The sequence below is a fragment of the Cupriavidus sp. 10L43_2 genome, from assembly GCF_056395265.1.
This window is the reverse complement of sequence record NZ_JBFTJE010000020.1, coordinates 92,044-113,952: the sequence shown is the minus strand read 5'-3', so window position 1 is coordinate 113,952 and position 21,909 is coordinate 92,044. Positions and strand designations below refer to the sequence as shown.

The window sequence follows — 21,909 nt, the reverse complement described above, 5'->3', positions numbered from 1 at the left end:
GCATAATCTCTTTCTTCGCATCGCCGCAGACATGCAGCGAGACGAAGCCCAGATGGCGGAATTGGTAGACGCACTAGGTTCAGGTCCTAGCGGTGGCAACACTGTGGAGGTTCGAGTCCTCTTCTGGGCACCAATATTTAAATGGCCCCGCGAAAGCGGGGCCATTTCTATTTGTACGGAAGAAAAGGCCCCTCGGGGCCTTTTTCGTTTTCGGCGCTTGTACGATCTCTGCGGGTTTTGGCTTGCGCGGCAGTTCACACAGGCATTCACCATCGCCGGATGTTTGACCTATGCTCAAGTCTGATCGGGCATGGTCAGAAACGCCCGGCAAGGTGGTTGCCATGAGAAAGCTGGCGTTGCGTGAGAGAGAGGAGCGGTCCGGGTGCCATCCCGGATGGAAACCTTGTGCCGCGACAGACTGGGCACATCATCCGTCGCTCCGATGGTGGTTGCTCATGGCGTTGATGGCCGGCGCAGTTGTGGTCCATGCGGAGGAGGCGGACAGTTGGAACGCGCCCGCCGCCGCGTCCGCCCCTGCGCCCGGGCCCACCGGCGAAGGCGCCGCGCCGCCCGAACTCGCCAGCGGGCATCCCAAGTCCCCCGCCCAGCCCGATGCCCTCGCGCCGCCACGCATGGTGGACGGCGATGACGGTCCGGGGCTGCCCCGTCCGCACTACGCTTCGCTGTCCGCGCAATCGCGGCCCGTCGACGACGCGCCGGGCCCCGGCGCCATCGATCGCCAGGTTGAGACCTATCGCGGCGCGCCCCGACCCGCCCGGTTGCACCTCGACGACGTGACCTCCGCCACCGGCTTTGTCGACAGCAGCGTGCGCAGCATGGCGTTGGCAATGAACACGCCACTGTCGCGCAACGCGGAAGGACTGACGCTGCAGTCGCGCGTGGAGATGGCCTATCGCCCCGGCATGTCGCCCGTCGGCAATAACTGGGACACCCCGCCCGGCGAGTCCAGCGCCACCGGCCTGGCCGTCCGCCTCTACGGCTCCCGCCCGACGCGCATCTCCGGCGTCTATCCCTATGTGGAAGCCGACTGGTGGCAGGACAACCGCGCCAAGACCATCAACATCAACGGCACCCGCATCGACACCGACCTGCTGCGCGGACTGCTGTCGTTCAACGTCGGCGCCCAGCGCAATTCCATCACCGGCCTGAAGGTCTGGATGAAGGGGCGCGCCGGTCGTAACCCAGGCGCAACGCTCGGCGCACGGTACCGCTGGTAACCATGCCGATTTTTTTCATCAAACGCTTGCACGAAAGGCGAATTGCGATACAATTGCGGCCTCGCGTGCGGCTGTAGCTCAGTTGGATAGAGTACTTGGCTACGAACCAAGGGGTCGTGGGTTCGAATCCTGCCAGCCGCGCCACTATTTGCAAGGAACACGGGATTGGCGTTTGCCAATCCCGTTTTTCTTTTGTCCTCGGACATCCTCCTGCAGGTCCTCCCGCTATTCGGCTTCCGCCTCGCGAAGCCACCATCCCCCATCCGTTCACACAATCCCGAAATCCTTCACTTCTCGCTGATCTGTCGCGTCGCTACACTGGCCGCTTAGGAAATTTCTCAGGCAGTCTCAGACATCAAGGAGAGAAGCATGAAGGCGCAGACGTGGGCATTCCCGATGGCGATGGCGATGGCGGCGGGGCTGCTGATGGGGCAGGTGGGGGTGGCGTGCGCCGAGGGCGGGACGATCCGGTTCGAGGGGGCCGTCACCGCGCCGACCTGCGACATCCAGCCGCAATCCGGGGAGCGGCCGACACTCCAGTCGCGCTGCCCGGTGCCGGGTGGTGCCGTCGTGCGGACCCTGGCGTTGCCGGCAGCCGGGGAGGGCGAGTCCGTGGGCCGTTATCACCTCAATGTCCGGCCGGCGGATGGCCCCGGCATCCCTGTCGGCACCCCCGCCGGCTATGTCGTGATCGCCACCTACCTGTAGCGCTGGGTTCCCGACCTGGCAGCCCTTGCCGGTATTCGCCCGAAGCGTGTTCGTTTCCCCCCTTAATTGGGTTGCCGGGACATTGACACGGGCGGATCGGCGGGCACATCATTCGTCCGGAAGAGATGCGCCTCCGGGGCGACAAGCGACGCTTTACCCGTCCGTTTGCCCGTCTATCCGGAAGGCCGCCAGTCCAAAGGGAAACGGGGTCATGAATCCTTCCATTCGCAATCTGGCCAGCGTGGTCGCGCTGGCCGTCCTGCTCACCGCATGTTCGTCCACCAACGAACGTGCGACCACCGCCACGGCCGTGGAGCAGCCGCCCTCCGATCAGGCCATGAAGGCCCTGTCCGCGGAGGTGTTCACGTACGGCTATCCACTCGTGCTGATGGACGTGACACGCGAGGTGATGACGGCCCGCACGCCGGCGAACACCTTCGTCCACAAGCGCAACTTCCCGGATGCCATGTTCACCGACGTGGTCAGCCCCAACGCCGATACGCTGTATTCGACGGCCTGGCTGGACCTGTCGAAGGAGCCCGTGATTCTGTCCGTGCCCGATACCGCGGGCCGCTACTACCTGATGCCGCTGATGGATGCGTGGACCAATGTCTTCGCGTCGCCGGGCAAGCGCACCTCGGGCACCAAGCGCGGCGCGTTCGCCATCGTCGGGCCGGACTGGCAGGGCACGCTGCCCAAGGGCGTGAAGGAGATTCGCTCGCCCACCGCCATGGTCTGGCTGATTGGCCGCACGCAGACCAACGGGAAGCAGGACTTCCCGAACGTGCACCGGCTCCAGGACCAGTATCGCCTGATTCCGCTTTCCGCCTGGCAGAAGGGCGCTCGCGTGGCGCCGCCGGCCGCGCCGCCGCGTGCCACGTTGATCGACACCCAGACGCCGCCCGTCGAGCAGGTAGCGGCCATGGACGCGCAGGCGTTCTTCACACGCATGGCCGACTTGCTGGAGGCCAACCCGCCGGCGCCCGAGGATGCGGCGATGGTCGGGAAAATGCGTCGGATGGGGATCGAGGCCGGCGAGCCGTTCAAGACCACCGTGCTGGAGCCGTCCACGGCGCGCGCCGTGCAGGAAGGCGCCACCGCGGCGCTGGCCGGGATTGCCGCCGAAGCGCGCAAGGGCGCGGCCGGCAGCACCGGCTGGCGCGTGACGCGTGACCTCGGCAGCTACGGCACCGACTACACCAAGCGCGCGGCCATCGCCATGGTGGGCCTGGGCGCGAACCTGCCCGAGGACGCGGTCTATCCCGCCACGCGCGCCGATGCCACGGGCCGGCCGTTCGATGGCGGCAGCCGCTACGTGCTGCATTTCGAGAAAGGGCAGTTGCCGCCGGTGAAGGCGTTCTGGTCGCTCACGCTCTATAACAACAAGCAGACGTTCGTGAACAACGCGATCCAGCGCTACGCGCTCGGCAGCCGCGACCGCCTGCGCTACAACCGCGACGGCTCGCTCGACATCTATATCCAGTACGAGCGCCCCGACGGCGCGCGCGCGACCAACTGGCTGCCGGCGCCGCCCGATGGCTTCAACCTCGTGCTGCGCGCCTACTGGCCGGACCAGGCCATGCTGGAAGGCAAGTGGGCGCCGCCGGCCGTGCAGCGCGTGAACTGACGCGCGAACCGGCGGCCCACCCCCATCAGAACTTGAACTTCACGCCCGCGTAGAACGCGCGCCCCACGCCCGGGTAGAACACCGCGGTGTTGGCGGTGCGTGCGTCGGCCACGGTGCCGAAGTCGCTGATATAGCGCTTGTCGGCCAGGTTGCGGGCATCGAGGAACAGCGTGACGCCGCGCTGGAATTCGTAGCTGGCCTGGATGCCGAACAGCACGTAGGCCGGCACCTTCATCGTGTTGGCGTAATCCACATAGGCGCCGGTCGGCACCCAGTCGATCGTTCCCGCCACCCGCAATCCCGCCACCTGGCTATACGCGAGCGTCGTGCGCAGCACGTGCTTCGGGATGCCGGCGATGCGGTTGTTGCCGTACACCGGGTCGTTGTCGAATCGGAAATCGCTGAAATTCCACAGTTGCGACACGGTGATCTTGTCGCCGGGGCCGGCCACGTTGCGCAGCACGTCGGCGCTGGCGCCCAGCTCCACGCCTTGCAGGATGGTGCGATTGGCGTTGAAGGTGGAAGCCGGTACATCGGGGCTGACCGTGTATTGCAGCAACTGGTCGCGCACGAGGGAGCGGTACACCGTCAGATCCCAGCCGAAGCGGTCCACCTGGCCGCGCGTGCCGGCCTCCAGCGTCCAGCCGCGCTGCGCGGCCAGCGGCACGAACTGGTTGGTCGCGCCGATGGTCTGGTTCAGATCGGAAAAATCCGGGACATCGGCGCTGCGCGTGATGTCGACGAAGGCCTGCACGTCCTTGCGCGGTTCCCAGAGCACGCCGAACTTCGGGTTCACCCCGCTGTAGGTGGCGCCGTCCGACTTGGCCGTGGGGCTGGCGGGCAGGCCGCCGTAGTCCTGGTACTCGCGCCGGTTGCGGTACGCCTTGGCGCCGGCCATCAGCGCCACGGTGGGCACCACGTAGAGCCGGTCTTCCAGATACGCCTCGTAGTTATACGCATCCTGCGCCGCGTTCAGCGTCTGCGCCCCCCGGCTGCCGTTCACGTTCACGTACTGGCGCGCATCGTTGTTGCCGCCGAAGAAGCGCGCGCCCGCGATCAGCTGGTTGCGCATGCCACCCAGCGTGAAATTGCCCGTGTAGCGCGGCGCAAAGCCGTAGGTCCAGTAATCCTGGTCGATGACCTGGAAGATCGGGTGGTACAGGCTCTTGTGGATGACCCAGGTGCTGAAGTCGAGCTGGCCGTTGTCGAGCTTCACGGTCGTCACGTTGGCCAGCCGCTCGGTGCGCGTGTTGCGGGCCTGGTCGCCCGCCAGCGCACTGGCCGAGGCCATGCGCGGGTTGTTCAGCGCGTCGTTCAGGCTCAGGGTGCCGGGCAGCAATTGATCGACGATGTACGCGCCGAAGTAGAAGCGCGTTTCCACGGACGGGCTGAAGCGGTAGCCGAGGTTGGCGTTGAGCTGCTCGTACTGGCCGCGCTCGTGGTTCCGGTAGCCCTCCGAATGGTTCACGGTCAGGTTGGCCAGGAAGTCCCACGCGCCGATCTGGCGCGACACCTGCCCGCTCGCGCGGATCGTGCCGAAGCTGCCGCCGTCCACGCGCGCCATGTTTGGCGCCTCGGCGTTCAGGGCGGTCGGCGTGGTGAAGTTGATCGCGCCGCCCAGCGTGGTGCTGCCGTAGGCGAGGCCGTTGCCGCCCTTGTAGATCTCCGCCGCTGACAGGCCGATCGGATCGATCTGGTAGAAGTCACCGCTGCCATCGGCGAAGTTGGTCGGCACGCCGTCCTGGAGGATGTCGATGCCGCGCGTGTGGAAGCCGCGCGCCACGCCCGAGCCGCGTATCGACAGCCGCAGTTCCTGGCCGTAGCGTTCCTGGACGTAGACGCCGGGTGCATCCTTGAGCACATCCCGCAGATCGCTGGCGTAGGTGTTGGTGTACGACGCCGCGTCGACAAACCCCACCGAGCCCGCCGATTCGAACAGCGACCGGCGCTGCTGGCTGATGCTGGGCGCGGTCAGCGATCCCGCCGCCGGGGCCGTCGCGGTGACGGTGGGCAGCACGTGTTCGGGTGCGGGGTCGGGCGCGCTGGCCGCCTGGCCCAGCGCAGCCGTGGACAAGGCGGCCACGGGCAAGACTGCCGCGCGGCGCCACGGATTGGCTCGATTCATGACTTCCTCTTGGAATTTTTCCCGAGAGGATACGGCCTGGCCTGCGCGCGCACCATGTGACACAAAGACACAGCTACGCGCGCATGAGGCCGGTTTTTCGACCGATTTCTAACCTAGTTCTGATTCATGCCGCCGCCTGACCCAGGTCAGGCGGGCAGCGCCACCGGCTCGGGCAGCGTGACGGACATCAGGCCGTCGAGCCCATCGACGTCATCGCCGAACTCGGCATCCACGATTCGCACATCGACGCCATGGCCGATGCGGCGCACGAACACGTGCAGCAGTTCCGGCACCGGCGCGCTGGCGGAGAACCGCACGCCCTGCGCAGCATTGGCGTCGAAGCGCAGCGCCTGCAGCGTCAGGCCCGTGCGGCGGGCATTGGCGAGCACCCATTCCAGGCTGCCGAAGACATCGGCGGGATCGAGTTCGAGGGCGAGGTCGAGGGTGGGAAGCGGCATGGCAGGCGGTCCGGATGTGATGCGAAAGGTGTCCGGTAAATTTACCAGCGCCGGCGGAAAATGAGCTTCTGATTTTTCTTCGATATGAGTACGGATGAAGAAGAAATCGCTGATTGGAATACAATCACAGGATAATTCTTCTTCTTGAAGCGAATCCGCCATGTCGAACCTTCCCAAGCTCGATGACATCGACCGCCGCATCCTGCGCGAACTGCGCCGCGACGGGCGCATCTCCAATGCGAAGCTGGCCGAGCTGGTTGGCCTGTCCGCCACGCCGTGCTGGAACCGGGTGCGGGCGCTGGAGGAAGCAGGGGTGATCGAGAGTTACGCGGCGCTGCTGAACCAGAAGGCGCTGGGCCTGCCGGACACGGTGCTAATCGAAGTCACGCTGGATCGCCACGACGACGACATGTTCCGCCGCTTTGGCGAGGCGCTGGCCGAACTGCCGGAAGTGCTCGAAGCCCATCTGCTGACGGGCGAGTACGACTATCTGATCAAGGTGGCCGTGGCCGGCACCGAGGGCTACGAGGAATTCCTGCGCCACAAGCTCTACAAGCTGCCCGGCCTGCGGCACAGCCACTCGACCTTCGTGCTGCGCACCCTGAAGCGCGAGCCCTCCGTCCAGCCCTAGTCGCTAGTCATTTTCCGAAAAATCAGCGCGGCGCAGCCAGCCTGCCCAGGCGGGGCGCCAGCGCGGTGGTAATGACGCCGAGGCCGATCAGCGCGAGGCCAATCGAAAGATCCGCGGAAATGCGCTCGTGCCAGGCCACCGCCGAGAGCAGCAGGCCGAGCAGCGGCACGCCGAGCATGGCGATGGAGGTGGCTGCCGGCGGCAGCGCCTGCGTGACATTGAGCACGACGATAAAGGTCAGCGCCGTGGCGAGCGGGCCGGTGTAAAGGATGATCGGCCAGATGTCCGCCATCGCGCCGAGATCTGGCGCGCCATCGCGGAACAGGGCCAGCAACAGCAGCGGCACCGTGGCCACCGCGCATTCCCACGGAATCATGTCCGCGCCGAGCCGCACCGCGCGGTGCGCGCGCAGATGGATGATGCTGACCGACCACGCGAGCGAGGCGCCGAGCAACATGGTCAGCCCCATCACGGTATGCAACTCCCAGTCGCCCAGCGCGGGCGCCACGATCACGGCGATGCCCGCGTAGCTGAACGCCGTGGCCAGCCATTGCAGCCGCGACGGCCGCTCGCCCAGCACCAGCGCGGACAGCGGAATCACCCAGATCGCCGTGGCGTAGGCCACCACCGAGGCCCGCCCCGGCGCCACGTACTGCAAGGCCCAGAGCGCCAGCGCCGTGAAGGCACCCATCTGCAACAACCCCACGCTGATCACCAGCGGCCATTCCTGGCGCGTGGGCAGGCGCAGCCGGCGCAGCGCGCCGAGCACCACCACGCTGATCAGCGCCGCCGAGCCGAAGCGCAGCGCCGCGAACCACAGCGGGCTGACGTGGGCCAGGCCGAGTTTCATCACGGGCCAGTTGCCGCCCCAGATGGCGACGGCCCCGATCAGGGGCAGGAATTTCTTGAGTCCGGCGGCCGGAGCGGCGCCGGCAGGAGCTTGGGCAGACATCGGGAAAGGTTTCCGGAACGGGTGCGGGGTGCTGAAAAGTCTACGTCTGGTTGCGCCGCAGCAATCACCGGATACAACTGCGCTGACTTCCGATTCCAGCATAGAATGCCGTTTTTGCACGAATAGGAAGCGCAACATGCTGGACATCGATCTCGACGCCACAGATATCCGGATCCTGAGCGAATTGCAGCGCGACGGCAGCCTCACCAATGTGGAGCTGGCCAGCCGCGTGAACCTGTCGCCGTCGCCCTGTCTGGCACGGGTGAAGCAACTGGAGAAATCGGGCGTGATCGCGCGCAAGGTCACGCTGCTGGACGCGCGCCGGCTCGGCCTCAAGGTGGTGGTGTTCATCTCGATCACGCTCGACAAGCAGCGCCGCGAGACATTGGACGAGTTCGAACGCCGCATCGCCGCGCTGCCACAGGTGATGGAGTGCTACCTGATGTCGGGCGATGCCGACTACCTGCTGCGGGTGGTGGTGGCCGACGTGGACTCGCTCGAGCGTCTGATCATCGATCAGATCACGCGCATCCCGGGCGTGGCCAGCATCCGCTCCAGCTTCGCGCTGAAGCAGGTGCTGTACAGCACGGCGCTGCCGCTGGGGTAGACATTGATGCGACTGGCATCCTGCTGCAATTTAAGGAAATGCCCATAGAAACAGGAAATGTGACTCGTGAGAATGCGCGGGCGCCCGGGAAGCCTCGCTCACAAGGCGGGGCGGACCGGCCCTTCCTACTTACTCTTCGAGTCCATTCATGCAGGTGCTACCTCCAGTGCAGGCCCGCCGACAGCGCAGGGCTGTCGGCACGCCGTTGTCCGTGATCGCCACGGCTTGTCTCGTTTTTTCCCATTCCTCAATCGCCCAGCAGGTCGTCGCCAACGGCGTTCAGGTTCAGGTCGATGATGGTCGCGCCATCGACACCGGCAGCACGGTCGGGCGGGCAGGCGCCGCGGTCCTGGCCTACGACGGCGGCATCGTCAACATCGTCGATACCAATGGCGCGGTCGCCATCGCCACGCATGGCGGCGGCGCCCATGGGCTGGTGGCGCATGGCGGCGGCGTCATCACCATGCGCGGCGGCGGCATCAGCGCCGAGCAAGGCATGGGCCTGTTTGCCTATGACGACGGCAGCCGCATCGACCTCCACAACGTACAGGTCTTCGCGGGCCAGACCTACGAAGGCGCGCGGGCCGACGACGGTGCGCGCATCGGCATCACGGGCGGCACCATCACGGCCGAAGCCGGCCATGGCGTGATGGCCTTCAGTGGCGGGGCCCGGATCGACGTGCGCGACACCACCATCAACACCAGCGGCGACCATATCAGCGCGGTGGAGGCCAACAGCGAGGCCACCGTCACCATCACGGGCGGCGTGATCAACACCAGCGGGCTGCGCGGCCACGGGCTGGAGGCGATTGGCCTGAGCCACGGCACCCTCGTCGAGGCCACCGGCACGCGCATCCGCACCACCGGCAAGGCGGCGCACGGCGCCCATGCGATGTCCGGCGCCATCAACGTGGCGCAGGCCGATATCGTCACCGGCGGGGAAGGTGCCGCCGGCGTCTGGGTGGAGGGCGTCAACGACCAGCACGACTACGTCAGCACGGCCAATATCCGGGGCGGCACCGTGCAGACGCAGGGTGCGCTCGCACACGGCCTGGGCGCGCTGTCGGGCGGCAAGCTTGAGGCCCGCGATCTGGCCGTGACGACCAAAGGGCAGCGCGCCGCAGGCGCCTTCGCCATGCACGGGGCGCAGGTGGCGCTCACCGGCGGCGCCGTGACCACCGAGGGCGCGGAAGCCTACGGCCTGTTGGCGATCGGCGAGAAACCGGGCACGACCCATCCCGCCACGCTGATCACGCACGATGTCGACATCGCCACGCACGGCGCTGACGCCCATGGCACGGTCCTGGGCGGCGCCGCCAACCTGCACCTGCATCACGGCTCGGTCACGACGCACGGCGCGGGCGCGGCGGCCCTGGTCGCCACGGCCTACGGGCAGGGCACGAGTTCAGCCCTCGTGTCCGACGCGCGGCTCGTGGCCCATCAGGGTGCGGGCATCCTTGTGGAGGGCACCACGCTGGACGCGACGCTGCGGCGCGCGACGGTATCCGGCGGCACGCACGTCATCGAACTGGTGAATGGCAACGCTGCCGCCCCGGCAACGCTGAACCTCGGCCTGGAATCGTCGACGCTGGACGGCGCGGCGCGCATCGAGGCCGGCAGCACCTTCAGCCTGTCTGTGGACCCGCTATCGACCTGGAACACCCAGGGCGATGCCGTGGTCGCCAGCCTCGCCAACAGCGGCATGGTCAACCTCGTCACCGGCACGGCCCCCGGCCACACGCTGACGGTGACGCGTGACTACACCGGCAACGGCGGTACCGTGCGGCTCGCCACGCAGATGGGCGGCGATGGATCGGCCACCGACAAGATCGTGCTCGACGGCGCGCGCGCCTCGGGCGATACCAGCCTGCTGATCCGCCATGCTGGCGGCGAAGGCGCGCAGACCGTGCAAGGCATCCGCCTCGTGGAGACGCGCAACGGCGGCGCCACGGACGCCAGGGCGTTCCGCCTGAACCCCGGCTCGGACGGCTACCGGCAAGGCGTGGGATCGATCGCCGCCGGCGCCTATGACTACCAACTGCTGCGGGGCGGCGAGGGTGGCACGGCCGAAGACTGGTATCTGGTGGCGCAGGTGCGGTCCGACGGGAAGCCTGACGACGTCGATCCGCTGCCGCCGCTGCGGCCGGAGGTCGGCGCCTATCTGAACAACAAGCTCGCCGCCAGCACCCTGCTGTTCCACACCCTGCGCGACCGGGAGGGCGAGCGCACCGCCGCCGGTACCGGCGACGCCAACCGCGCAGGCCGCCACGCCTGGCTGCGCACGGTCGGCGCCACGGCCAGCCGCGACAGCGCGCTGGGCCTGACCGGCAGCGACAACCGCTACCTCGTGCATGGCGGCAGCGATGTGCTCCGCTTGCCGGTGGACAAGGGCAGCATCCATGTGGGGGTGATGGGCGCGTACGGCGGCAGCCGCAACGTGTCGAACAACGGGCCGCTGGCCGCGCACGGCAAGGTCGATGGCGTTAGCGCGGGGGTCTACGGCACCTGGTACGGCAATCGCCACACGGAAACCGGCCCCTACGTGGATGCGTGGGTCATGTATGGCGCCTATGACAATGAGGTCAACGGCGCGGGCCTGCCCTCGGAGCGCTATCGCTCGTCGAACCTCGTCACCTCCATCGAAACTGGCCACGCCTTCCCGCTCCAACGCTCGGCGGACGTGCAGACGTATCTGGAGCCGCAACTGCAGATCCTCTACGCGAACTACTGGGCGGATCGCCATGTCGAGCAGGGCGGCACCGTGGTCAGCCAGCTCTCGGAGAGCAGCATCACCACGCGGCTGGGCCTGCGCCTGCATGGCGATGTCAGCCATCCCGAGACCGCCGGCAGCCCCATCGGCATGATGCGGATGAAACCGTTTGCCGAAATCAACTGGTGGCATGGCCCCGCCACGCAGACCGCGCAGTTCGACTCGCTCGTCGTCCGCGAGGACCTGCCTGCCAACCGTCTCGAAGCCCGGGTCGGCATGCAGGGCGATGTCACGCGGCGCCTGACCGTGTGGGGCAGCATCGGCGTCGAGGCCGGCGCGCAGGACTACACCGCCGGCAAGGCGCAACTGGGCATGCGCTACCGCTGGTAAGCCCCCGCTGAGGCGGGATGGCTGTCCGGCGGGGTCAGAACCCCACCGGATAGCCATCCTTGCGGGAATCCGATGCCGCCGCATAGCCGTGCGGCATTTTCATCGCCATCTGGGCCCCGCCGAAGTCGAGACTGTCGGCGGGCGCCTGCTCCACCTTGTGTCCCATGGCGCGCAGCCCCTCCACGGTGGCGGGCGGGCAATGGGCTTCCACGGCTACCCCCACGTTATCGTCCATCACGCGCCAGCGCGGCGCGTCGCTGGCGGCCTGCGGGTTCTGGCCGAAATCCGCCAGTCGGCTCGTCATCTGCACGTGGCCCTGCGCCTGCATCGACCCACCCATCACGCCGAACGACGCCAGCGGCGCACCGTCGCGCATCAGGAAGCCGGGAATGATGGTGTGGAACGGGCGCTTGCCCGGCGCCACCTGGTTCGGATGGCCGGCTTCCAGGCTGAAGCCCCAGCCCCGGTTATGCAGCGCGATGCCCGTGCCGGGCACCACCACGCCGGACCCGAAGCCTTTGAAGTTCGACTGGATGTACGACACCATCATCCCGTTGCGGTCGGCGGCGGTCAGGTAGACCGTGCCGCCCGTGTGCGGCTTGCCCGGGCCGGGATACGAGGCCTGGTCGGGGCGAATGGCGCGCGCGCGTTCGGCCAGATAGGCGGGATCGAGCAGCGCCTCGGGCGACACCGCGCCGGGCCGGCGCATGGCATCGATATCGCCCACATGGGCTTGCAGGTCGGCGAAGGCGAGCTTCATCGCCTCGATCTGCAGGTGCATGGTGCGGGCGCTATCGAGCCCGGACTCGGCAATATCCCAATGCTCGAGCATGCCCAGCGCCATCAGCGCGCCAATGCCCTGGCCGTTCGGGCCGATTTCATAGAGTTCCAGGTCGCGGTAGGCCATGCGGATCGGCTCGACCCAGTCCGCACGGTGGGCGGCGAGGTCGGCTTCGTCGATGCGGCCCCCGGTGGCGCGGGCGTGATCGGCAATCTTGCGCGCCAGTTCGCCGTGATAGAAGTCCTCCCCGCCGGAGCGGGCGATGCGCGTCAGCGTCTCCGCCTGCCCCGGGCAGATAAAGCGCTCGCCGGGCAGCGGCGCCCGGCCACGCGGGGCGAACGACTCGGCAAAGCCGGGCTCGTTGCGCAGCACCGGCACCTGCGCCTGCCACTGGCGATGGACCGTATGCGAGACCACGTAGCCATTGGTGGCGTACTCGATGGCCGGTTCGAAGAGGTCCTCGAACGGCAGCGAGCCGAAGCGTTCCCACGTGGTGCGCCAGCCCGAGACCGCGCCGGGCACCGTCACGCTGTCCCAGCCGGTGAAGGGCATGCTGCTGTGGCGCGCGAACGATTCTGGCGTCCAGGCGCGCGGCGCGCGGCCGGAGGCGTTGAGGCCGTGCAGCGTCTCGCCGTCCCAGATCAGCGCGAAGGCGTCGCCGCCGATGCCGTTCATGCACGGTTCCACCACGGTCAGGGCGATGGCGGTGGCCAGCGCGGCATCCACGGCATTGCCGCCCCGCGCGAGCATGCGCATCCCGGCGGCGGCGGCCAACGGTTGCGACGTGGCGATCACATTGTCGGCAAGCACCGGCAAGCGGCGCGCCGTGTACGGAAAATCCCAGAAAGCCGTCATATTCAGTCCACCTTGACCTTCGCGGCCTGCGCCACCTTGGCCCAGTCGCGCATTTCCTCGTTGATCATGCGGCCGAACTTGTCCGGCGCCGAATAGACGATCTGCACGCCCTGGGCATCCATCGTGTCGACCAGATCCGGCTGGGCCAGCACGGCCTTGGTGGCGGCGGCCAGTTTCTCGATCACGGCCGGCGGGGTGCCCTTGGGCGCCACCAGGCCGAACAGGTTGTTGGCGCGGAAGTCCTGGATGCCGGCTTCGCCCATAGTCTGCACCTCGGGCAGGGACTTCACGCGCTGGTCGGAGGCCACCGCCAGCAGGCGCAGCTTGCCCGCCTTCACGTGCGGCAGGGCCGAGGGAATGCTGTCGAACATCATCGCCGAGCGGCCCGCCATCAGGTCCGGCAGCGCGAACGAACTGCCCTTATACGGCACGTGCATCACGTCCACCCCCGTGCGCAGCCGGAACAGCTCCGACTCCAGGTGCGACAGCGTGCCCGACCCCTGCGAGGCAAAGTTGTACTGCCCCGGCGACGCCTTCAGGTATTTCACCAGTTCCGGCACGGTCTTCACGGGCAGCGTGGACGGCACCACGAGGATGTGCGGCACATTGCCGATGCCGGCGATCGGCACGAAATCCTTGGCGAGGTTGGCCGGCTGGTTGCTGTAGGTGACGGCGGCGATGGCGGCATTGCTGACGGCGGCCATGTAGAGCGTGTAGCCGTCCGGCGCGGCCTTGGCGGCGTAGCCCATGCCCAGCGCGCCCCCGGCGCCCGGGCGGTTTTCCACCACCACCGGCTGCTTGAGCACCTGCGAGAGCCGCGTGCCCACGGCGCGGGCCAGCACGTCGGTGGCGCCGGCGGGCGGGAACGACAGCACGAGCTGGATCGGACGATCCGGATACTCGGCGGGTGCGGCGAATGCGGCCGGTGCGGCCAGGGCGCCCGAGAGGCCGGCGGCGGCCACGAGCAGCGGCAGGGCGCGGTTCAGGATGGTGCGCGCATGCGCCGGCGCGGTGCAGGCGGGCAAGGGAGACGGGAACGACGACTTCAACATGATGGGAGAGACTCCGAGGGCGATGGGTTGCGGAACATCTGACGCACCGGCCGCTGTCTCGCGGGCTCTGTCGCGCCTGTCATGCCAGGGGCCGCGCGCCTTGGGGCGGCCTGCTGTTGGGAGTGGGATCGATTCTAGGCACGGTCCGTGCATCATGGGATGCAAATTGGCCATGGACCTATGCGAAACCGGAATAGGGCCTGCGCATCCGGGCGCCGCAGGCATCCGTGGCCCGGTCATGGGGTCGCATCATGCAGTTGAAATGGATCGAAGACCTGCTCGTGCTGGAACGCACGCGCAGTTTCTCGCGTGCCGCCGAGTTGCGGCACATCACGCAGTCGGCGCTGTCGCGCCGCATCCGCTCGCTGGAGGACTGGGTCGGCGCCGAACTGGTGGACCGCAACACCTACCCGCTGGCGCTGACACGGGCCGGCGCGGCTTTCTGCGAGACGGCCGGGCAGGCGGCGGACCTGCTGCTGGACGCCCGCGCCGCCTTGCGGCGCGAGGCGTCGCTGCCTGGCAATGCCATCGACATCGCCGCCGGGCACACGCTCTCGCTGGCCTTCCTGCCGGCCTGGCTCAAGCGCTGCCAGCAACGCTTCGGCGACTTCCACGCGCGTGTGGTGGCGGCCAATGTGCTGGACGCCGTGGTGGCGCTGTCCGAAGGCCACTGCGACCTGATGCTCGGCTACAACCACCCGCGCGTGCCGGTCTCGCTCGATGCGGACCGTTTCCTGAGCCTGACCGTGGGCGCCGACACGCTGCTGCCGGTCTCGGCCCCCCGGCCCGATGGCCGCCCGCGCTTCGCCGTGCCCGCTGCCGCCCAGGGCGGCGCGCCGCCCATCCCCTTCCTGGCCTACACCCCCAACACCACGCTCGGGCGCGTGCTCGATACCGTCCTGGAGACGCACAACGCGCACCGGGGGCTGGTGCGCTGCTACGAGGCCGACATGGCCATGCTGCTGCTGAAGATGGCGACCGAGGGCCACGGGCTGGCGTGGCTGCCGTTGAGCACCGCCGCCGAGGCGCTGGCCGACGGCACGCTGGTGCATGCCGGCGATGCGTCCTGGTACGCGGAACTCGAGATCGTCGCGTTTCGGCCCGTAATCAGCAGCAATCCCACGCTGCTGGAGTTCTGGCGGATGCTGGAGACGCCCGGGTCGGCCACGCCCCGGTTGGTGTCGTCGCGACCGGCGGTGCTGGCTTCCGCCGCGTAGTTATCCAGCGAGTTGCTCCCGCACGGCGGCTTGCAGCGCGGGCAGCAGCTCGGCTTCGAACCACGGATGGTGGCGCATCCATCCCACCACCCGCCAGGACGGATGCGGCAGCGGGAACACATGCGGCCCGGCTGCGCGGAAGTTGCGCACGGCGTCCGTCATCGATCCGCCGGCACCCTTCGGCAGATAGCGCGCCTGGGCGTAGCTGCCGACCAGCAGCGTCAGGCGGTCCGGCGGCAGGTGTTCCAGGATGGCCTCGTGCCAGAGCGGCGCGCATTCGCGGCGCGGCGGCAGGTCGCCGCTGGGCCCCTTGCCCGGATAACAGAACCCCATCGGCATCAGGGCCACGCGGCTGGCGTCGTAGAACACCTCGGGGCTGAGGCCGGTCCAGTGGCGCAGGCGGTCGCCGCTGGGGTCGTCGAATGGCACGCCGCTGGCGTGCACGCGCGAGCCCGGCGCCTGGCCGATGATCAGGATGCGTGACGTGGCGCTGAACTGCACCACGGGGCGCGGCCCGGCGGCGAGGTCGGCCGCGCAGCGCGTGCAGGCGGCGATCTCGTGGCGTAGGCGCTGCACGGCATCGGGGGCGAAACCGGGGGAAAGACCCGGCGAGTAAGGTGGGGACGGCATAGCCATTCTGCGAAATTCCTGAGGCATGCGTATATTACTGGTCGATGCGCCGGCGCTCTCGCCGGCCGCCCGAATGAAAGGATCAGACGTATGACGACGCAAACCGAAACCGCCATCCTCGCCGGCGGCTGCTTCTGGGGCATGCAGGACCTGCTGCGCCGCTATCCGGGCGTGCTCTCCACGCGCGTGGGCTACTCTGGCGGCGATGTGCCGAACGCGACCTATCGCAACCACGGCACCCACGCGGAAGCCATCGAGATCGTGTTCGATCCGAAGCAGATCAGCTTTCGCCAAATCCTCGAATTCTTCTTCCAGATCCACGATCCGACCACCAAGAACCGGCAAGGCAACGATGTCGGCACCAGCTACCGCTCCGCCATCTTCTATATGGATGACGAGCAGAAACAGGTGGCCGAGGACACCGTGGCCGACGTGGACGCCTCCGGGCTGTGGCCGGGCAAGGCGGTCACCGAGATTTCCCAGGCCGGCCCGTTCTGGGAGGCGGAACCCGAGCACCAGGACTACCTGGAGCGGCTGCCGAATGGCTATACCTGCCACTTCGTGCGCCCGAACTGGAAGCTGCCGGCGCGCGTGTAATGCGTGTAGCGCCCCAGTTTTAAGTTCGGCGACCATGCGGCCGGCGGGCCGATGAGGAGGCTGTATGTCGGATTCCCCTGAAATCTTCGACGCCATCATCATCGGCACTGGCCAGGCGGGCCCGTCGCTGGCGGGCCGGCTGACGCAGGCGGGCATGACCGTGGCGATCATCGAGCGCCATCAGGTCGGCGGCACCTGCGTCAACGTGGGCTGCACGCCGACCAAGGCACTCGTCGCCAACGCCTATGCGGCCCATCTGACGGCGCGCGCTGCCGACTACGGCGTGATGCTGCCGGGGCCGGCCCGCATCGACATGGCCCGGGTCAGCGCCCGCGTGGCGGAGATCAGCGGCAAGTCCCGCACGGGGCTGGAAGGCTGGCTCGGGGGCATGCAAGGCTGCACGCTGATCCGTGGCCACGCCCGGCTGGAGAGCCCCCGCACCGTGCGCGTGGGCGACCGCCTGCTGCGCGCGAACAAGATCTTTCTCAATGTGGGCGGCCGTGCGCTGGCGCCCAAGGAAATCGGCGGGCTGACCGAGGTTCCCTATCTGACGAATACGAACATGGTGGCGATGACCGAGGTGCCCGGGCACCTGATCGTCATCGGCGGCAGCTATGTGGGACTGGAGTTCGCGCAGGTATTCCGCCGTCTCGGCGCGCAGGTCACGGTGGTGGAGCGCGGCCAGCACCTGATTGCGCGGGAAGATCCGGACGTCTCGCTGCAGGTGCGGGAGATCCTGGAAGCGGAAGGCATCCGCATCCGCTGCGGCGCGGAGTGCATCCAGCTTCACCCGCATGCCGAAGGTGCGGCGGTGGGCGTGAGTGGGCCGGGCTGCCCGGAAGGCGCGGAAGAGATCGCCGGCACCCATGTGCTGCTGGCCGTGGGCCGGCGGCCGAACACCGACGACCTGGGCCTCGACAAGGCCGGCGTGGCCACCGATGCGCGCGGCTATATCGATGTCGACAACCAGCTCCGCACCAGCGTGGACGGCATCTGGGCACTGGGCGATTGCAACGGGCGCGGCGCCTTCACCCACACCGCCTACAACGATTTCGAAGTGGTGGCGGCCAATCTGCTCGATGGGGCCCAGCGCTCCGTGGGTGACCGGATTCCGGTCTACGCGCTGTTCACCGATCCGCCGCTCGGCCGCGTGGGCATGACCGAAGCCCAGGCGCGGCAGGCCGGCCACCGGGTGCGCATCGGCATGCGGCCCATGACGCGCGTGGCGCGGGCCGTGGAGAAGGGCGAGGCGCAGGGCTCGATGCGGGTGGTGGTGGATGCCGATACCGACCAGATTCTCGGCGCCGCCATCCTCGGCCCGGGCGGCGACGAGGCGGTCCATATGGTGCTGGCCGCGATGGCCGGTGGCATGACCGCCACGCAGATGACCCAGACCATGGCCATCCATCCGACCGTATCGGAGTTGATTCCGACAATCTTTGGGGAGTTGTCGAAGCCCCGCTGACTCCCGACTATTTTCATATCTGACGCAAAAAGTCTAACTACGAGACCGCAATTCGCTGCGATAGAGTCACACAGGCTGTGGCGCCCCAAGCGCTGAATACAAAACACACCTGGGAGACAACCATGACTTCGAAACTCGTAGCTGCCGCGTGCCTTGCGGTGATTGCCGCCTTCATGTCCACGGCCGCCAGTGCGCAGCAGCAAAAACCGGCCAACGCGCAGGAGGCCAAGGCCGCCTTCGCCGAGAAATTCAAGGCCGCCGATACCAACCAGGACGGCAAGTTGAGCCGCGAAGAGGCCGAGGCCGGCATGCCGGAAGTCTTCAAGAATTACGACAAGATCGACACCAAGAAGACCAATGGCATCACGCAGAAGCAGATCGGGGCCTACTTCGCGGCGCGCGCCAAGCAGCAGAAAGCCGCGCGGGATCCGGGCAGCCTGAACTGACGGCTTCCGGGCCATCGTCCCATGACCTACCTCACCAGGCATCCGGCCATCCTCTTCCTGGCCATGATCGTGCTCATGGCGCTGGCGGCGGGGATCGGATTCCTGGTGCTGCGCCGCATCAGGCCGATGGCGGACGACAGCCGTGACGACTTCAATATCGTGCAGGGCGCCACGCTCACGCTGCTCGCCCTGCTGATCGGGTTCACGCTCTCCATGGCGGTCGGCCGCTATGACCAGCGCAAGAACCTGGAGGAAGAAGAGGCCAACGCGATCGGTACCGAATTCCTGCGGGCCGAGCTGGTGGAGGGGCCGGAGACCGCGCAGATCAGGGCATTGCTGGTTCGCTACCTGGACCAGCGCATCCTCTACTACCGCACGCGCGAACCCGACGCCCTGCAGAAAATCGAGCATGCCACGGCACAAATCGGCGACGACCTGTGGAAGGTGGTGCGCGGCGTGGCGCGCGACAAGCCCACCCCGATCACGTCGCTGGTGGTGTCGGGCATGAACGACGTCCTCAATTCCCAGGGCTATACAGAGGCCGCGTGGCTGAACCGGATCCCGGTGTCGGCCTGGTGCCTGATGATCGTGATTGCGTTCTTTAGCAGCCTGATGCAGGGCTATGGCGCGCGCACCAAGAGCGCCAAGGCCGCCCTGTTGCTGGTGCTGCCGATGACGATATCGCTGTCACTGGCGCTGATCGCGGACATCGACAGCCCGCGCGGCGGTTTGATTCGTGTCCCACCCCAGAACTTGCACAACCTGGAGACCGCGCTGAAGCGCTAGGGTCTATCGGTTGCCGTTGTTTGATTGGTTTGTCCTAACCGGGAGTGCCAGCCATGAAATTCGCCCCTCTCCTCATCGCCGCGACGACATTGGCGTGGACATCATCGGGGTGGGCCCAGGCCCAGCCCATTGGCGGCAAGCCCGCGACGGCAGCGACCAAGGCAGCGAACGCGGCCGTGCTGAACGAACTCCCTTTCAACGACAAGGCCGACTTCGAGGATGCCCAGCGCGGTCTGGTGGCCAAGCCCGACACGCTGACCATCCGCAATGCCAAGGGCGACGTCGTCTGGGACCTGGAAGCCTACAAGCAATACATCGGGCTCGACAAGGCCGCGCCGGACACCGTCAATCCGAGCCTGTGGCGCAACGCCCAGTTGGGCATGCAGAACGGACTGTTCAAGGTGTCGGACCGGATTTACCAGGTGCGTGGCTTCGACCTGTCGAACATCACCTTCGTGCAGGGTGACACGGGATGGATCGTGCTGGACCCGCTGATCTCGGCCGAGACGGCCAAGGCGGCGCTGGAATTCGTCACGAAAACCCTCGGGCAGAAGCCGGTGGTGGCCGTGGTGTACAGCCACTCGCACGTGGATCACTACGGCGGCGTGCGCGGCGTCGTGAACGAAGCCGATGTCCGGTCCGGGAAGGTCAAGATCTTCGCGCCGGAAGGCTTCACGGAGCATGCGGTCAGCGAGAACGTCATCGCCGGCAATGCGATGGGGCGCCGCGCCGTCTATATGTATGGGGCGCTGCTGCCCCGCAACGCGCGCGGTGGCGTGAACGGCGGGCTGGGGCAGACCGTGTCGACCGGCGACGCCGGGCTGATCGTCCCCACGGACATCATCAGCAAGACCGGCACCGAGATCACCGTGGATGGCGTGAAGATGGTGTTCCAGATGACGCCAGGCACCGAGGCGCCGTCCGAGATGAACACGTTCTTCCCCCAGTTCCGGGGCATGTGGATGGCCGAGAACACGACCAACACCATGCACAACATCCTGACGCTGCGTGGCGCCCAGGTGCGTGACGCGCTGAAGTGGTCGAGCTACCTGAACGAGACCATCGACACCTACGGCAAGGATGTCGATTTCAAGTTCCAGGCCCATCACTGGCCGATGTGGGGCAACGCCAAGATCATCGACTACTGGAAGAAGCAGCGCGACCTGTACAAGTACACGCATGACCAGTCGGTCAACCTGATGAACAACGGCTACACCGGGGAAGAGATCTCGGAGATGATCAAGCTGCCGCCGGAACTCGACAAATTCTGGCCGAACCGGGGCTATTACGGCACGCTGCGCCACAACTCCCGGGCGGTCTACCAGCGCTACATGGGCTGGTACGACGGCAATCCGTCCGACCTCAACAACCTGCCGCCGGAAATGGCCGCCAAGAAATATGTGGAGTACATGGGCGGCGAAGCGGCGGTGCTCAAGCGCGCCAGGGCGGATTTCAGCAAGGGCGACTATCGCTGGACGGCCGAAGTCCTCAAGCATGTGGTATTCGCCAACCCCAACGGCAAGGCGGGCAAGGACCTGCTGGCCGATTCCCTCGAGCAGCTGGGATACCAGGCGGAGAGCGGCCCATGGCGCTCGGTCTACCTGATGGGCGCCTATGAACTGCGCAATGGCGTGCCCAAGGCCGGCGGGACGACGACCGCGAGCCCGGACACCATCAAGGCGATGCCGCCGGAGATGCTGTTCGACTATCTGGCGGTTCGCTTGAACGGGCCGAAGGCCGCTGGCAAGAAGATCGGGCTGAACCTCGACTTTACCGACCTGAAGAAGCAGTACGGGCTGGCGGTCGAGAACGCGGTGCTGAACTATGGCAAGCCGCTGGCGCAGCCCGACGCAAAGATCACGCTCTCGAAAGCGACGCTTGACGCCATCCAGCTCAAGGAGACCACGATCGAGAACGCCATCGCCAAGGGCGATATGAAGGTGGAGGGCCGCCGCGAGGCACTGAGCGAGTTCCTCGCCCTGCTCGACACCTTCCCGTTCTGGTTCAACATCGTGACGCCATGAAGACGACGACCGCGGTGTTGATGGCCACGCTGGTAGCGTGGCTTGGGGCCCTCCCGACGACGGTGGCGGCGTGCGGCTCCGACTTCGTGCTGGGAGATGAAGTCGGCGCCGCGCATCCGGCCTCCATTGGCGTGGCCTTCGCGCTTCACGATGCCATTGGCGCGGGCAGGTTGCCTGCTGCCGAAAGCAATACCGGCGCGCAGGCGCGAGAACGTGCGGACGATGCGGCACATAGGCTGGAGCAGCGGCTCGCATCGGCCGGGCCGAAGCTGCCGCCGATGGCGCTGCTGCAGGTGGAGTCGCGGCTCTGGACGCGATATGGTGCGGCGAGCCGCCGGCACGCCGCCCCCGATGCGCATCACGACGCGGGCCCGGCCGATGGCGACGTGGTCGTGGTGACCGGGGAACCCGTGCTGCGCGCCTTGCTGGACGGCCGCATCGGCTGGGCGCAGGCTGTGGATGCCGGACTGGTCGTAGTCGTGGGCGAGCCCGCCGCCCAAACCCGCGTGGCGACGGTGCTGGCGGCGCGATTTGCCATGGCGGGTGGATCTTCGCTGGCGAGCCATGTAGCGAGCAGCCGGCGCTAGTCCGCCCCCCGAAGCACAATCGT

General features: G+C 67.3%; 19 protein-coding genes and 2 tRNA genes. 15 read left to right on the top strand and 6 right to left on the bottom strand.

The window, feature by feature from the left end:
• Positions 1–46 precede the first annotated feature (46 nt).
• The 5 genes from AC1DEL_RS23645 (at position 47) to AC1DEL_RS23625 (ending at position 3,573) form a co-directional block, all read left to right on the top strand.
• Positions 47–133, top strand: a tRNA-Leu gene (locus tag AC1DEL_RS23645).
• Positions 134–455: 322 nt separating this feature from the next.
• On the top strand, positions 456–1,238 hold the full coding sequence (locus AC1DEL_RS23640; RefSeq protein ID WP_441645539.1) for a hypothetical protein: 783 nt from the start codon (positions 456–458) through the stop codon (positions 1,236–1,238).
• A gap of 67 nt (positions 1,239–1,305) precedes the next feature.
• Positions 1,306–1,382: transfer RNA gene (locus tag AC1DEL_RS23635), tRNA-Arg, on the top strand.
• A gap of 225 nt (positions 1,383–1,607) precedes the next feature.
• The gene (locus AC1DEL_RS23630; protein WP_477125899.1) at positions 1,608–1,946 is read left to right on the top strand and encodes a hypothetical protein; all 339 of its coding nucleotides are present in this window, start codon (positions 1,608–1,610) and stop codon (positions 1,944–1,946) included.
• Positions 1,947–2,157: 211 nt separating this feature from the next.
• Entirely contained in the window at positions 2,158–3,573 is a 1,416-nt protein-coding gene (locus AC1DEL_RS23625; RefSeq protein ID WP_092300675.1) for a DUF1254 domain-containing protein, read from the top strand.
• A gap of 25 nt (positions 3,574–3,598) precedes the next feature.
• On the opposite strand, the gene AC1DEL_RS23620 is transcribed toward AC1DEL_RS23625, so the two are convergent.
• The gene (locus AC1DEL_RS23620; protein WP_092300671.1) at positions 3,599–5,698 is read right to left on the bottom strand and encodes a TonB-dependent receptor family protein; all 2,100 of its coding nucleotides are present in this window, start codon (positions 5,696–5,698) and stop codon (positions 3,599–3,601) included.
• A gap of 146 nt (positions 5,699–5,844) precedes the next feature.
• Complete coding sequence (locus AC1DEL_RS23615; protein ID WP_092300668.1) at positions 5,845–6,156, bottom strand: AsnC family transcriptional regulator; 312 nt, start codon at positions 6,154–6,156, stop codon at positions 5,845–5,847.
• Positions 6,157–6,316: 160 nt separating this feature from the next.
• On the opposite strand from AC1DEL_RS23615, the gene AC1DEL_RS23610 reads away from it, so the two are divergent.
• Positions 6,317–6,787, top strand: a complete 471-nt coding sequence (locus tag AC1DEL_RS23610; RefSeq protein WP_092300665.1) for an Lrp/AsnC family transcriptional regulator — start codon at positions 6,317–6,319, stop codon at positions 6,785–6,787.
• Positions 6,788–6,809: 22 nt separating this feature from the next.
• On the opposite strand, the gene AC1DEL_RS23605 is transcribed toward AC1DEL_RS23610, so the two are convergent.
• Positions 6,810–7,739 carry a DMT family transporter gene (locus AC1DEL_RS23605; protein WP_092300662.1) on the bottom strand — a complete coding sequence of 310 codons (930 nt, stop codon included), beginning with the start codon at positions 7,737–7,739 and terminating at the stop codon, positions 6,810–6,812.
• Positions 7,740–7,875: 136 nt separating this feature from the next.
• Here AC1DEL_RS23605 and AC1DEL_RS23600 point away from each other — a divergent pair, with 136 nt between their 5' ends.
• Positions 7,876–8,346, top strand: coding sequence for an Lrp/AsnC family transcriptional regulator (locus AC1DEL_RS23600; RefSeq protein WP_092300659.1), 471 nt, complete (start codon positions 7,876–7,878; stop codon positions 8,344–8,346).
• A gap of 148 nt (positions 8,347–8,494) precedes the next feature.
• Positions 8,495–11,446: an autotransporter family protein gene (locus AC1DEL_RS23595; protein ID WP_477125900.1), complete on the top strand. Its 2,952-nt coding sequence runs from the start codon at positions 8,495–8,497 to the stop codon at positions 11,444–11,446.
• A 34-nt stretch (positions 11,447–11,480) separates the two neighbouring features.
• Here the strand turns inward: AC1DEL_RS23595 and AC1DEL_RS23590 are convergent, their stop codons facing one another.
• Positions 11,481–13,082 carry a gamma-glutamyltransferase family protein gene (locus AC1DEL_RS23590; protein WP_477106036.1) on the bottom strand — a complete coding sequence of 534 codons (1,602 nt, stop codon included), beginning with the start codon at positions 13,080–13,082 and terminating at the stop codon, positions 11,481–11,483.
• A gap of 2 nt (positions 13,083–13,084) precedes the next feature.
• Positions 13,085–14,134, bottom strand: coding sequence for a Bug family tripartite tricarboxylate transporter substrate binding protein (locus tag AC1DEL_RS23585; protein WP_441592974.1), 1,050 nt, complete (start codon positions 14,132–14,134; stop codon positions 13,085–13,087).
• 251 nt (positions 14,135–14,385) lie between these two features.
• Here AC1DEL_RS23585 and AC1DEL_RS23580 point away from each other — a divergent pair, with 251 nt between their 5' ends.
• Complete coding sequence (locus AC1DEL_RS23580) at positions 14,386–15,351, top strand: LysR family transcriptional regulator (protein ID WP_454757786.1); 966 nt, start codon at positions 14,386–14,388, stop codon at positions 15,349–15,351.
• Here AC1DEL_RS23580 and AC1DEL_RS23575 read toward each other — a convergent pair whose 3' ends face one another.
• Positions 15,352–15,981 carry a uracil-DNA glycosylase family protein gene (locus AC1DEL_RS23575; RefSeq protein ID WP_477125963.1) on the bottom strand — a complete coding sequence of 210 codons (630 nt, stop codon included), beginning with the start codon at positions 15,979–15,981 and terminating at the stop codon, positions 15,352–15,354.
• A gap of 90 nt (positions 15,982–16,071) precedes the next feature.
• Here AC1DEL_RS23575 and msrA point away from each other — a divergent pair, with 90 nt between their 5' ends.
• The 6 genes from msrA to AC1DEL_RS23545 all read left to right on the top strand — a co-directional run bounded on the left by msrA (position 16,072) and on the right by AC1DEL_RS23545 (position 21,886).
• The gene (msrA, locus tag AC1DEL_RS23570) at positions 16,072–16,578 is read left to right on the top strand and encodes a peptide-methionine (S)-S-oxide reductase MsrA (RefSeq protein WP_092300641.1); all 507 of its coding nucleotides are present in this window, start codon (positions 16,072–16,074) and stop codon (positions 16,576–16,578) included.
• Positions 16,579–16,642: 64 nt separating this feature from the next.
• On the top strand, positions 16,643–18,043 hold the full coding sequence (locus AC1DEL_RS23565; RefSeq protein WP_477125901.1) for an FAD-containing oxidoreductase: 1,401 nt from the start codon (positions 16,643–16,645) through the stop codon (positions 18,041–18,043).
• 122 nt (positions 18,044–18,165) lie between these two features.
• A complete protein-coding gene (locus tag AC1DEL_RS23560; RefSeq protein ID WP_477125902.1) occupies positions 18,166–18,489 on the top strand; it encodes a calcium-binding protein in 324 nt (107 codons plus the stop codon).
• 21 nt (positions 18,490–18,510) lie between these two features.
• Positions 18,511–19,275, top strand: coding sequence for a bestrophin-like domain (locus tag AC1DEL_RS23555; RefSeq protein WP_477125903.1), 765 nt, complete (start codon positions 18,511–18,513; stop codon positions 19,273–19,275).
• Between the two features lie 53 nt (positions 19,276–19,328).
• A complete protein-coding gene (locus AC1DEL_RS23550; RefSeq protein WP_454757790.1) occupies positions 19,329–21,299 on the top strand; it encodes an alkyl/aryl-sulfatase in 1,971 nt (656 codons plus the stop codon).
• A complete protein-coding gene (locus tag AC1DEL_RS23545; RefSeq protein WP_092300626.1) occupies positions 21,296–21,886 on the top strand; it encodes a hypothetical protein in 591 nt (196 codons plus the stop codon). The genes AC1DEL_RS23550 and AC1DEL_RS23545 overlap by 4 nt, the downstream gene beginning before the upstream one ends.
• Positions 21,887–21,909: the final 23 nt, after the last annotated feature.